This window comes from Paracoccus tibetensis (assembly GCF_900102505.1).
GTDB classification, from domain to species: Bacteria; Pseudomonadota; Alphaproteobacteria; order Rhodobacterales; family Rhodobacteraceae; genus Paracoccus; species Paracoccus tibetensis.
In genome coordinates this window covers 20,195-32,429 of the sequence record NZ_FMVT01000003.1, presented here as the reverse complement: position 1 = coordinate 32,429, position 12,235 = coordinate 20,195, and the positions used below count along the sequence as shown (strand labels likewise).

Annotated in this window: 14 protein-coding genes; 4 read left to right on the top strand and 10 right to left on the bottom strand. The window is 69.3% G+C overall.

What is annotated here, in order from left to right; all coding sequences use genetic code 11:
- Positions 1-27: 27 nt before the first annotated feature.
- From BLP73_RS19715 to BLP73_RS04595, 7 genes are all read right to left on the bottom strand, one after another.
- Positions 28-699 (bottom strand): rhomboid family intramembrane serine protease, encoded by a 672-nt coding sequence (locus tag BLP73_RS19715; RefSeq protein ID WP_090740809.1) that lies wholly within the window; start codon positions 697-699, stop codon positions 28-30.
- Positions 692-904: a Trm112 family protein gene (locus tag BLP73_RS04620; RefSeq protein ID WP_090740807.1), complete on the bottom strand. Its 213-nt coding sequence runs from the start codon at positions 902-904 to the stop codon at positions 692-694. Before BLP73_RS04620 ends, BLP73_RS19715 begins: the two co-directional genes overlap by 8 nt.
- Positions 901-1,527, bottom strand: coding sequence for an LON peptidase substrate-binding domain-containing protein (locus BLP73_RS04615; protein ID WP_090740805.1), 627 nt, complete (start codon positions 1,525-1,527; stop codon positions 901-903). The genes BLP73_RS04620 and BLP73_RS04615 overlap by 4 nt, the downstream gene beginning before the upstream one ends.
- A gap of 10 nt (positions 1,528-1,537) precedes the next feature.
- Positions 1,538-2,443, bottom strand: a complete 906-nt coding sequence (locus tag BLP73_RS04610) for a thioredoxin family protein (protein ID WP_090740802.1) — start codon at positions 2,441-2,443, stop codon at positions 1,538-1,540.
- A 110-nt stretch (positions 2,444-2,553) separates the two neighbouring features.
- Positions 2,554-3,462, bottom strand: coding sequence for a hypothetical protein (locus BLP73_RS04605; RefSeq protein ID WP_090740800.1), 909 nt, complete (start codon positions 3,460-3,462; stop codon positions 2,554-2,556).
- Between the two features lie 10 nt (positions 3,463-3,472).
- Entirely contained in the window at positions 3,473-4,258 is a 786-nt protein-coding gene (locus tag BLP73_RS04600; RefSeq protein ID WP_090740798.1) for a glycosyltransferase family 25 protein, read from the bottom strand.
- 195 nt (positions 4,259-4,453) lie between these two features.
- The gene (locus BLP73_RS04595) at positions 4,454-5,239 is read right to left on the bottom strand and encodes an exodeoxyribonuclease III (protein WP_090740796.1); all 786 of its coding nucleotides are present in this window, start codon (positions 5,237-5,239) and stop codon (positions 4,454-4,456) included.
- 116 nt (positions 5,240-5,355) lie between these two features.
- Here BLP73_RS04595 and BLP73_RS04590 point away from each other — a divergent pair, with 116 nt between their 5' ends.
- Positions 5,356-6,675, top strand: coding sequence for an MFS transporter (locus BLP73_RS04590; protein WP_090740794.1), 1,320 nt, complete (start codon positions 5,356-5,358; stop codon positions 6,673-6,675).
- A 90-nt stretch (positions 6,676-6,765) separates the two neighbouring features.
- The gene (locus BLP73_RS04585; protein WP_090740792.1) at positions 6,766-7,740 is read left to right on the top strand and encodes a glutathione S-transferase family protein; all 975 of its coding nucleotides are present in this window, start codon (positions 6,766-6,768) and stop codon (positions 7,738-7,740) included.
- 138 nt (positions 7,741-7,878) lie between these two features.
- Here the strand turns inward: BLP73_RS04585 and BLP73_RS04580 are convergent, their stop codons facing one another.
- Positions 7,879-8,565, bottom strand: a complete 687-nt coding sequence (locus tag BLP73_RS04580; protein ID WP_090740790.1) for a response regulator transcription factor — start codon at positions 8,563-8,565, stop codon at positions 7,879-7,881.
- A 132-nt stretch (positions 8,566-8,697) separates the two neighbouring features.
- Between BLP73_RS04580 and ribA the strand changes: the two genes are divergently transcribed.
- Entirely contained in the window at positions 8,698-9,756 is a 1,059-nt protein-coding gene (gene ribA / locus BLP73_RS04575; RefSeq protein ID WP_090740788.1) for a GTP cyclohydrolase II, read from the top strand.
- Entirely contained in the window at positions 9,753-10,277 is a 525-nt protein-coding gene (locus tag BLP73_RS04570) for a L,D-transpeptidase family protein (protein WP_245686550.1), read from the top strand. Before ribA ends, BLP73_RS04570 begins: the two co-directional genes overlap by 4 nt.
- Here BLP73_RS04570 and BLP73_RS04565 read toward each other — a convergent pair.
- Positions 10,274-10,927 (bottom strand): YggS family pyridoxal phosphate-dependent enzyme, encoded by a 654-nt coding sequence (locus BLP73_RS04565; protein ID WP_090740786.1) that lies wholly within the window; start codon positions 10,925-10,927, stop codon positions 10,274-10,276. The genes BLP73_RS04570 and BLP73_RS04565 overlap by 4 nt on opposite strands.
- Positions 10,928-10,998: 71 nt before the next feature.
- Positions 10,999-11,937: a porin gene (locus tag BLP73_RS04560; RefSeq protein WP_090740784.1), complete on the bottom strand. Its 939-nt coding sequence runs from the start codon at positions 11,935-11,937 to the stop codon at positions 10,999-11,001.
- Positions 11,938-12,235 lie beyond the last annotated feature (298 nt).

The following is a 12,235-nucleotide window of genomic DNA, read 5'->3' as shown; positions in this document are numbered from 1 at the left end:
ACAGAAGATGAGGCGCGCGAGTTGCCTTCAGCCGGCGCGGCGGAGGAAGAGAAGGCCGAGGAGGCTGCCGGCGAGGGCGCCGCCGAGATGGGCCTCCCACGCGATCGAGGGCATGAGGACGGTCAGCGCGAGGTTGAGGCCGAGGATCAAGAGGACCGCGCGCAGTAAGGGGCCGGTCGGGCGGTTGCGGCGGCGGAGCGTCGCGGCCGTCGTCACCACCAAGGCCCCGGCGACGCCGAAGACCGCGCCGGACGCCCCGATCATCGGCCCGGCCTGCGGCTGCATCACCCCGAAGAGGGCGGCCCCCGCGACCTGGGCGGCGGCGTAGACAAGGGCCATGCGGCCGGCGCCGATGAGGCGGGCGAGCTGCGGCGCCAAGGCCGCGAGCGAGATCATGTTCATCGCAAGATGGAGAAGGCCCGCATGCAGGAAGCCGTGTGTCGCGAACATGAGAACCGGCTGGCCGGGATAGATGCCGACCCCCTCGGCGAGCACGGGCGACCAGAAGGCGCCGAGGGCGAAGGCGCCGAAGCGCAGGGCCGGATAGCCGAGAAGCGCCGCCCCGAGGAGCAGCGCCTCGATCAGGCAGCAGGCGATGATGACGGCGCGGACCCAACCCGGCAGGCGCACCGGGCCGAGGCTGCGCGCCGAGACATGGGGCAGGGCGACGGGGTTGCCCGCGCCGTCCCGGTCAGTCATCGGCGCGGATCTGGCGCGCCTCGCCCACCAGCATGATCGGGATGCCAGCGCGGATCGGGAAGGCGAGGCCCGCCGCGCGCGAGACCAACTCTTGCCGGGCGGCGTCGTAGTGCAGCGTGCTGTGGGTCGCCGGGCAGACCAGCGCCTCGAGCATGTGCCGGTCGAAGGCAGCCGCGGGCGCGGGATCGGCGGGATGGTCGGTCATTGCAGTCGTTCCTCGTTCTCGCCGCCGTGGAGCGCGAATTCGATCAGGCCCACGAGCAGCTCGCGCCGGTCAGCGAGGGTGGGCGATTCCAGCAGGGCCTGCTTGTCGCCGGGGGAGAAGGGCAGCATCATCGAGAGCGAGTTGATGAGCAGCTCGTCCTCGGCCTGGGCGGCCGCGTCCCAATCGGTGGCGAGGCCCTCGCTTTCCATGAAGCGGCCGAGCAGCCCGAACAGCGCCTGCCGGTCGAGGCCGGGATCCTCCTCGGGGCCGGCCATGTCGCGGGCGAAGGAGGACCAGTCGATGCGGGCGTTGAGATAGGGCGAGAACCCCTCGTCCACCTGCACCAGCCGGAAGCGCGAGATGGCCCCGAGCGAGATCATCATCCGCCCGTCATCGGTCTCGGAGAAGGCAACGACCCGGCCCGCGCAGCCGATGGCCGCCAGCCCCTCGCCCTCGGGCTGGATCATGCCGATCATCCGGTGGCCGGTCTTCAGCGTGTCCTCGAGCATCTGCAGGTAGCGCGGCTCGAAGATGTGCAGGGGCATGCGGGCGCGGGGCATGAGCACGGCGCCCGGCAGCGGGAAGATCGGGATGCGGTCCGGCAGATCGAAGCGCTTGGGCATGGCCGGCGGCTCAGGCGAAGATCAGCGAAGAGAGGCGGCGCCGCCCCTTCTGCGCGACCGGATCGTTCGGCTTCAGGCTGTCGAAGATGGTGAAGAGCTGCGCCTTGGCCGCGCCGTCGTTCCACTCGCGGTCGCGGCGGAAGCTGTCGAGCAGCACGTCCACGGCCTCCTCGACCCGGCCCGCCGCGTGCAGCGCCTGCGCGTATTCCAGCCGCGCCTGCTGGTCGGCCGGATCGGCCTCGACCCTCGCCTGAAGCTCGGTCAGGGGGCCGGCGCTCTCGGCCTGGCGCGCCAGCTCAAGCTGGGCGCGCGCGGCCTCTATGGGGGCGGTGCCCGCGATGGCGGGGGGAACCTGGGTCAGGGTCGCCGAGGCCGCGGCGGCATCGCCCGCGGCCAACTGGGCGCGCACGAGGCCGGACCAGGCCTCGGGGCTGTCGGGCAGCTCGCCGATGATGGCAGTGAAGGTCTCGATGGCGTCGGCCGCCTCGCCGTCGGCGATCATCTGCTCGGCCGCGGCAAGCGCCTCGGCCAGCCCGCCGTCGTCACCGCCAAGCGCGACCAGCTTCTCGACGAACTGCTTGATCTGGCTGGCGGGCAGGGCGCCCTGGAAGGCGTCGACCGGGCGGCCCTGGAAGAAGGCATAGACGGTCGGCACAGACTGCACGCGCAGCTGGCCCGCGATCATCTGGTTCTGGTCGACGTCCACCTTGGCCATGCGCACGCGGCCCTTGTGGCGCGCCACCTCGGCCTCGAGCATGGGGCCGAGCGTCTTGCAGGGGCCGCACCAGGGCGCCCAGAAGTCCACGATCACCGGCACCTGCATGGAGGCCTCGACCACCTCGGCCATGAAGTCGGCCTCGGTCACGTCCTTGATGAAGTCGTCGGTCTTCGAAGCTGCGGCGCCGTCGAAAAGCATGGTATCCTGTCCCCGTCTCTCAGCCGGAAGTGGCGGTCTGGCCCGCAATATGGGGGCGGTCCGGGCCGAGCGGAAGCCCCGAAAGGCCGCGGGCGCATCGGGCGGCCGCGTCAGGCGCCGTAGCGGGCTTGCACGGGCCGGTCCGTGTGCTCGTGCCGGTCGTACATGTGGACGACCGGAAAGACGCGCCCGCCGCCGGACGCGGCGATCAGGCCGTCGAGGCATTCGGTGCGCGCTGCGACGCCGTCGCCCGCCATCGTGAGGACGGGGCCGTCGCGGTTGTCGAACTCCTGGAAGGGCACGTCGAACTCGCCGGCGAAGTACATCTTGTTGAAGATCGCCTGCTCGATCCGGCCGAAGGGGTGGCGCGCGATCGCCGTGCAGAGCTGGGTCACGAACGCCGCCAGCGGAGCCGCGCCGCCGGCGACGACGCCGATGCAGATCGGCTGGTGGTGCGCGATGGCGGCGTGGCGCTTGCGGCCGTAGGCCTCGATGATCCAGCGGCCGTTCCAGCCTTCGGCCGCGAAATCCTCGCCATCCTGGAAGACCGCGACCTTGTGCGGGTCGACGCGGTCGAAGAAGGGGCGCTGGAAGACGACGTCCTTCGTGTCGGCCAGCAGGATGCGGTCATAGCCATGCAGGGTACGCATCACGCGCATATAGGCGAACCAGCGGGCGAAATGCGGATGGTGCCAGGTCTCGATCAGCTGGTGGTAGCCCGCGACAATCTCGGGCGAGCCGGACAAAGCCCCGGTGCCGGCCAGTCCGCGCAGCGCGTGCAGGAAGGCCCGGTTGTAGAGCTTCGTGCGCCGCGAGACACGGATCGAGTAGGTGCTGGGCGTGTTGATCGCGATGGCGCCCGCGTCGTCCAGGATCTCCTCGATCCCCGCAACCGAGTTGGTGATGAGCGCGATGTCGCACTCCGATGTCGGATAGACCTCGCGCGCGGACCGGAGGAAGACCTTGAGAGACTCGGGCTTCTGGTTGGTTGCAAAGCCCATGATGAGATGCTTCGTCATTCCGGCCCTTCTATCTGGCCGTCACGAGGTTCTTCACCTTCCGCGCCAGCGCGGCGACGCTGCGCACGCCGGGCGTGCGGTCCTTTGCTCCCGGATGCGACACATTGGTCAGCGAGGCGCGCTGGTAGCCCATGTCCGGATGGGCGGCGATGGCCGTCAGCTGCGGATGTGCATGCCGGAACCAGGCATAGGCGCCATCGACATGCATCGGCCCGCCGTCGGGATCGCCGCCGCGCCGAGCCAGCATCGCCTCGAGATAGGGCACGAGACGCGCGATGGCGCGGCCGCTGAAGGCCATGATGTGGCTGCACTCGAATCGCTGATCCGGCGCCAGCCGCACCAGTTGGCCGCCAGGCCGCAGCTGGGTGCCGCGCACGCCGCCATTCGTGAAGCCGTAGAAGATGTCCCATGGCTGTTCGGACAGCTCGGTCGCCAGCAGCGATGCGCGCCGGGACAGGCTGCGCGAGAAGTTCAGGTCGTCCTCGCAGATCATGATCCTTGCCTTGCCGTCGTCGCGCGCCTGCCGCAGGACCGACAGGTGGCTCATGAAGCAGCCATGGGCGCCGATGGAGGGGAAGTCGCCCGCGTCGGGCGGCCGGATCGCGGCGCATAGACGCACCTGCGGATGGCCGAGCGACAGCCCGATCGTGCGCAACTGCCGCTCGAACTCGGCGCGCCGGTCGCGGCGCTCGGGCAGATTGATGACCATCATCTCGCCGCAGGCGGCAAGCAGCGCCCCGCCGGGCGGAAGGGGAGAGGGGGCTTCAAGCCGCTGAAGGCCCGTCAAGGGTGTCATCGCTTCTGCTCCTTCCGCTGCCGTTTCACGACGCCGCAGGTCGTCAGCCCGCAGATGAAGCTTCCGCTGGCTCCGGAGCGGAGTCGATGGAAAACAGAGGGATACACGTTCTGGGTGAGTGCTTTTGCGACTGTCGGCGGGTTCTTGCGCAAGCGCACGCCACTGCTGCCGTTCCGTCGTGCGGGCCGGCGAAGGCTACAGGTCGAAGCTGGCCAGCACCGGGACGTGGTCGCTCGGGCTCTCCCAGCCCCGGCAGGGGCGCAGGATGCGGCTGCCATGCGCGGCGTTCGCGATGTCGGGGCTGGCCCAGATGTGGTCGAGCCGCCGTCCCTTGTCGGCCGCGTCCCAGTCCCGCGCGCGATAGGACCACCAGCTGTAGAGCTTGCCCTGCGGGATGTCCCGCCGCGTCACGTCCACCCAGTTGCCGGCATCCTGCGCGGCCAGCAGATGCTCGACCTCGATCGGGGTGTGGCTGACGATCTTCAGAAGCTGCTTGTGGGACCAGACGTCGTCCTCGCCCGGTGCGATGTTCAGGTCGCCGACGAGGATCGACTTCTCGGGCCGGTCGGCGTGGAAGACGTCGCGCATCTCGGCCACGAAGTCGAGCTTCTGGCCGAATTTCTCGTTCACCTCGCGGTCGGGCACGTCGCCGCCGGCGGGGACGTACATGTTGTGGATCACCACCCCGTTCGGCAGCCGGGCCGAGACATGGCGGGCATGGCCGAGCCGGGCGTAGTCGCGATCCCCGGCATCCTCCAGCGGCAGCTTCGACAGGATGGCGACGCCGTTATAGCCCTTCTGCCCGCGGGCGACGATGTGGCGATAGCCGAGATCGGCGAAGCGCGTCAGCGGGATCTTATCGACCGGCGACTTGCATTCCTGCAAGCAGAGGACGTCCGGCTGCTCCTCCTCGAGGAAGCGCGCGACGAGGCCCTCGCGCAGGCGGACCGAGTTGATGTTCCAGGTGGCGATGGTGAACATGGGCCTCTCCTTTGGGCGCGGACCCTAGCGGCGGGCGCGCGGGCTGTCGAGCCGCGGGCTTTCCCGGCCGCGGGTCGCACGCTATGCAAGGGGCAAGGTTCCGGGGGAGGCGCGGCATGCGGCAGATGACCATCGACGAGGCGCTGACGCAGGGGGGCACCGGGCGCTTCCAGTGGCGGCTCTTGGGCATCTTCGGGCTGGTCTGGGCGGCCGACGCGATGCAGGTCATCGCGGTCGGCTTCGCCGCCCCCTCGGTCGCGGCCAGCTTCGGGCTGGAGCGGGTGACGGCGCTGCAGATCGGGACGGTCTTCTTTCTGGGCATGTTCGCAGGCGCGTTCCTCTTCGGCCGCGTGGCTGACCGGGTGGGCCGGAAATGGGTGCTGATCGGCACGGTGGCGATGGACGCGGTCTTCGGCCTCGCCTCGGCCGCGGCGGGGGATTTCACCTTGCTGCTGGTCCTGCGTTTCCTGACCGGCGTCGCGGTGGGCGGCACGCTGCCCGTGGATTACGCGATGATGGCCGAGTTCCTGCCGCCGAAGAACCGCGGCCGCTGGCTGGTCTGGCTGGAGGGGTTCTGGGCCGTCGGCACCATCGTCATCGCCCTGACGGCCTGGGCCGCGGCCAGCTGGGGCGCCGAGGCGCCCTGGCGCTGGATCTTCCTGGTCGCCGCCGCGCCCGCGCTGATCGGCTTCTTCCTGCGCTTCTGGATCCCGGAATCGCCCATGTATCTCGTCCGCAAGGGCCGGCAGGCCGAGGCGCGGGCCGTCATCAACAAGGTCCTGGCCGTCAACCGCGCGGCGCCGCTGCCGGCGCAGACGCATCTGGTGCCGGCGCGGGTGCCGGCGGGGGCGGCGACCTCGATCATGGCGCCGATGCTGCGGCAGGCGACGCTTGGCCTGATGGCCGTGTGGTTCCTGGTCTCGCTGTCCTATTACGGCGTCTTTGTCTGGGTGCCGGGCCAGCTGGCGACCGAGGGGTTCGGCTTCGTGCGCGGCTACGGCTTCCTCGTGATCCTGGCCCTTGCGCAGGTGCCGGGCTTTGCGCTGGCGGCTTGGGGCGTCGAGGCCATCGGCCGCCGCGCCACGCTGGCGGGCTTCCTGATCCTGTCGGCGGCGGGCTGCGGCCTCTTCGCCTTCGCGACCGGCACCGCCGTGGTCGCCGGCGCGCTGATCCTGATGAGCTTCGCGCTTCTGGGCACCTGGGGCGCACTTTACGCCTTCACGCCCGAGCTGTACCCGACCCATCTGCGCGGCACCGGCATGGGCACGGCCAGCGCCATGGCCCGGCTTGGCGGCATCCTGGCGCCCAGCCTGCTGGCGGTGGTCTTCGCGCAGGGCTTCGGCCTCGCCATCGGCAGCTTCGCGGTGCTGCTTCTGCTGGCCGCCGCTGCCCTGATGCTGGTGCGGACCGAGACGCGGGCGCAGGCCATCGGCTGATCGGCTCCTGCGCATGCGCGCAGGGCAGCTGTGCGGGAACATGGCCGGCTGCCGCCCGTTGGCTGGCGAAAGCTCACACAGGAGAGAACTATGGGCCAATTGGTCGAAGGCGTCTGGAAGGACGAGTGGTACGACACGGACAGCACCGGGGGCGAGTTCAAGCGCGACACGTCCAAGTTCCGCAACTGGGTGACGGTGGACGGCAGCGCCGGCCCGACCGGCGGCGGCGGCTTCATGGCCGAGGGCGGCCGCTACCACCTCTATGTCAGCCATGCCTGCCCCTGGGCGCATCGCACCCTGATCTTCCGCAGCATCAAGGGGCTCGAGGACCATATCGACGTGTCCGTCGTCCATCCCGAGATGCTGAAGGACGGGTGGGAGCTGAAGGACGACTTCCCCGGCGCCACCGGCGACAAGCAGTTTGGCCTGAAATACCTGCGCGAGATCTACCTGAAGGCCAAGCCCGACGCCTCGGGCCGGGTCACGGTGCCGGTGCTCTGGGATAAGACCTCGGGCACCATCGTCTCGAACGAGAGCGCGGACATCATCCGCATGTTCAACAGCGCCTTCAACGCGGTGACGGGGAACGACGACGACTTCTGCCCGCCCGACCTCTTGGAGCAGATCGACGCCGTGAACGCCCGCGTCTACGACACCGTGAACAACGGCGTCTACAAGGCGGGCTTCGCCACCACGCAGGAGGCCTATGACAAGGCCGTGGTGCCGCTGTTCGAGAGCCTGGACTGGATCGAGGGCATCCTGGCCGAGAACCGCTACCTGACGGGCCAATGGCTGACCGAGGCCGACTGGCGCCTCTTCACCACCATCCTGCGCTTCGACGCGGTCTATCACACCCACTTCAAGTGCAACCGCCGCCGGATCGTCGACTACCCGAACCTGTGGGACTGGGCGCGCGAGCTGTACCAGTGGCCAGGCGTCGCCGACACGGTGCATTTCGACCACATCACGCGGCACTACTACTACAGCCATGACATGGTGAACCCGCACCGCATCGTCCCGATCGGCCCCGACACCGACTGGACCGCGCCCCACACGCGCGGCTGAGGCGGCGGCACGCAGAAAAAAGCCCCGGCGCGGGAACGCCGGGGCATCAGAGAGAGGGGAGGGGAGTGTGGCCGCATCCACCGACCACTGGGCTTCGGTTCCATAACGCCCCGCCCCCGCCCGGGTTCCGCGACGGCTTCAGGCGACCAGACGATAGCCGCCCGATTCCGTCACCAACAGCCGCGCGTTCGAGGGATCGGGCTCGATCTTCTGGCGCAGGCGGTAGATGTGCGTCTCCAGCGTGTGGGTGGTGACCCCGGCATTGTAGCCCCAGACCTCGTGCAGCAGCACGTCCCTCGGCACCACGCCATCCTGCGCCCGGTAGAGGAACTTCAGGATGTTCGTCTCCTTCTCGGTCAGGCGGATCTTCCGGTCCTTGACGTCCACCAGCAGCTTCATCGACGGCTTGAACGTGTAGGGCCCAAGCTGGAAGATCGCGTCCTCGGACTGCTCATGCGTGCGAAGCTGCGCGCGCAGGCGCGCCAGCAGGACCGGGAACTTGAAGGGCTTCGTGACATAGTCGTTCGCGCCCGCGTCGAGGCCGAGGATCGTGTCCGCATCCGTGTCATGGCCGGTCAGCATCACGATCGGGCATTTCACGTTCAGCTTGCGCAGCTTCTTGCACAGCTCGCGCCCGTCCGTGTCCGGAAGGCCCACGTCCAGAACCACCAGGTCGAAGATGGCGTGCTTGACGGCTTCCACCGCCTCGGCGCCGCTGCCGGCCTCGCTGACGTCGAAATCGTCGGTGGCCACCAGCTGCTCGGCCAGGGCCTCGCGCAGGTCGTCCTCGTCGTCGACGAGCAGGATCTTTTTCAGTCCGGGCATGTTGCCTCCTATCGCTTGCTGGCGCAAATGAGGGGTCGGAACGGCCGCGCGTCCAGAGCCTTGCCGCGATTCTCACACCGAGTTGTCGCCAGGCGCGCTTCTGTTTCAGATTGTTACAGGAAAGCCGGCCCGATGAGCCTCGTTCCGACCCTTGCCGAGACCATTGCCCGCGCCCGCGCCGACCTGCGCATGGGCCTGCCGGTGGTGATCGGCGACCACTTGGCCGCCGCCGTCGAGACGCTGACGCCGGGCCGGCTGGACGACCTGCGCCGCCTCGGCCGCCCGGTCCTGGCCCTGACCGCGCGCCGGGCCGAGACGCTGAAGGCGCGCGCCTATGACGAGGGGCTGGCGCGGGTGAAGGTACCAGACGACGCGGACCTCGGCTGGCTGCGGGCGCTGGCGGACCCGGCGGACGATCTGCGCGTGCCGATGAAGGGGCCCTTGTTCACCGACCGGGACGGCGACGTGACCGCCCATTGCGCGGCGCTGGCGCTGGCAAAGTCGGCGCAGCTCCTGCCGGCGGTGCTGATGGTGGCGGCCGATCCCGTCGCCGGCTTGACGCGCCTTTCGCCCGGCCCGCTGCTGGCGCAGCTGGCGCAGGAGGCCGTGCTGGCCCCCGTCGCCGCCGCCCGCGTGCCGTTGCTGGCGGCCGAGCGCTCGCGCCTGCACATCTTCCGCCCCGATGACGGCGGCACCGAGCATTACGCCATCGAGATCGGCGACCCGCCCCGAAACACGCCGGTCCTCGCGCGGCTCCACTCGGCCTGCTTCACGGGCGACGTGCTGGGCAGCCTGAAATGCGACTGCGGCCCGCAATTGCAATCGGCGCTGACCGCGATGGGGCAGGCGGGGGCGGGCGTTCTCCTTTACCTCAACCAGGAGGGGCGCGGCATCGGGCTCGCGAACAAGATGCGCGCCTACGACCTGCAGGACCAGGGCTTCGACACTGTCGAGGCGAACCACCGCCTCGGCTTCGAGGATGACGAGCGCGACTTCCGCCTCGGCGCGGCGCTCCTGAAGCGGCTCGGCTTCGGCGCGGTACGGCTGATGACGAACAACCCGCGCAAGGTCGCGATGATGGAGGCGCAGGGGGTAACGGTGACTGAGCGGGTCCCGCTGATCGTCCCGCGCAACCCCTTCAACGAGGGCTATCTGGACGTGAAGGCGCAGAAATCGGGGCACATCCTGTGACCGCCTCGGACATGGTCCTGACCCCGCAGGGCCTGCGCTTCGCCGGCCGCCTGATCCCCTGCGCCATCGGCAAGACCGGCGTGACGGCCCGCAAGCGCGAGGGCGACGGCGCCACGCCCGCCGGCCTTCACCGCATCACCGGCCTCTGGTACCGCCCCGACCGCCTGCCCCGGCTGGCGCCCTGGGCGCGTCCCATCGGCCCGGCCGACCTGTGGTGCGACGCGCCGGATGATCCGGCCTACAACCGCCACGCCCGCGCGCCCCTCGCCGCCAGCCACGAGAAGCTGCGCCGCGCCGACCCGCTCTACGACCTGATCCTGGTGACCGACTGGAACGCGGCAGGCGTGCCGGGCGCCGGCTCGGCCATCTTCCTGCACCAGTGGCGTCGCCCCCGCTTCGGCACCGAGGGCTGCATCGCCTTCGCCCGCCGCGACCTCCTCTGGCTCGCGTCCCGCGCCGCGCCGGGCACGAGGCTCATCGTGCGGGCTTCTTCGTTGCCCAAATACCCGAACCCGGCCTAGTCGTAGGACCGCGCCCCGAAGATCGCGGAGCCCACCCGCACATGCGTCGCCCCTTCGGCGATGGCTGTCTCGAAATTCGCGCTCATCCCCATCGACAGGCCCGCAAGGCCGTGATCCTCGGCCAGCCGCCGCAGCAGGCGGAAATGCGGGGCAGGGTCCTCGGCCTCGGGCGGGATGCACATCAGCCCCTCGGGCGCGAGGCCCAGCTCGGCACATTGGCGCAGGAAGCCCGGCAGCTCGTCGGCCAGGATGCCGGCCTTCTGCGGCTCGTCCCCGGTGTTCACCTGCACGAAGACCTGCGGGCGGCGGTTCTGCTCGTCCATCTGCTGCGCGAGCTTGCGGGCAAGGCTGCTGCGGTCCAGCGTGTGGATCGCGTCGAAGAGGCTGACGGCGGCCTTGGCCTTGTTCGTCTGCAGCGGCCCGATCATGTGCAGCTCGACGCCCGCGAACCGCGCCCGCCAACCGGGCCACTTTCCCTGCGCCTCCTGCACGTAGTTCTCGCCGAAGACGCGCTGCCCGGCCTCCAGCACCGCCTCCACCCGCGCGGGCGGCTGCACCTTGCTGACGGCGATCAGCGTGACCGAGCCGGGCGTCCGCCCCGCGGCGTCTTCTGCCGCACGGATGCGGCGGGTGATGTCGTCCAGTGCCATGCGGCGACAAGACAAAAAGAAAAGAGCGGGCGCAAGGCCCGCTCTTTCCGATCATGCGTGATCCGGAAGGATCAGAAGTTGAAGCGAACGCCGGCGTCGGCCGTCACGCGCTCGGCGTTGTCGCGGTGGATCGAGGCGCCGAGACGCGCACCGCCGAGATCGTAGTTCACGCCGATACCGAACGCGTTGTCGGTCTCGTTCAAGTCCGAGTTGTTGTTGGCGATGTAGGCTTCGAAGTTGGTCGCGCCATCAGCCAGCGTGTAGTCGCCATAGAGCCACACGGTGCGGCCAGCGGCGTCCAGGTCCGAGTCCAGGTAGTTCAGGCCGACGCGGGCGTTCTCGGCCACGGCGTAGCGGGCGCCGAGGAAGAAGGCGTCGTTGCCGTCGATGCCGGCGCCGTTGGTGACATAGGCACCCGACAGCTCAAGCGCGTCGTTCCAGGTGTAGTCGACCGAGAGGCTCAGCTCTTCGTCGTCGGCAACCAGGCCGGTCTGGTCGGGATCGACGTAGGACAGGCGCGCCGTCAGACCTTCGATCGAGTAGCGAACGGCCAGACCTTGGTAGGTCGCGCTCGGGTTCGGGCCGGTGTTGTACGAGAAGAACGAGCCGCGGCGGACGCCGACCGAACGATCGTACGAACCCAGTTCTTCCGCGTAGAGCAGGCCGGCGCCGTCGAAGGCGGTGTCGACGTTGCCGACTTCAACGGTCAGGCCGCTGGCGGTCACGAACAGCTTGCCGGCGTTCAGGGTCGCCTGCTCGCCACGGGTGGCGTTGTTCTGGTCCCACTGCAGGCGCACACGGCCGCCGAAGTCCACGCCCGCATCGGTCGAGGTGGTGGCGTCGAGGTTCATCCGCAGGCGCGAGATCACTTGCGTGTCGTTGCCCGGCAGGCCCGCGTTGTCTTCGTAATAGATGATGCCGGTCCGGCCGTAGCCCGAGACGGTCACGTCGGCAGCAGCCACGCCGGCCGAAAGGACCAGGGCGGTGGAGGCGATAAGAGCCTTTTTCATGATCAGTTCCCTCTTGTCTCTCTGATGCCCAAGCCGGGGACCCGCCCTGGGTATGCCAAATTGTTTCGCCCTTTCGATCTTGTGATGCAACGGAATCGAACCGGGCCTGATTTCTTTGCGCCTTTTTGTGATGCACAAGGGCCACAGTGCGTCCTGCGGTCGCTGGTGCTCGCGCCTTCTCGCGTTCCCGGCACCGGATGACGGCGCTAACGCGAGGGGGGCGTCCGGGCAAGGGCATGCCCGGCAAGCTGCTTGTTTCCGCGCAGCGATCCGGGCTAAAGCTGGCGCAGAGACAAGA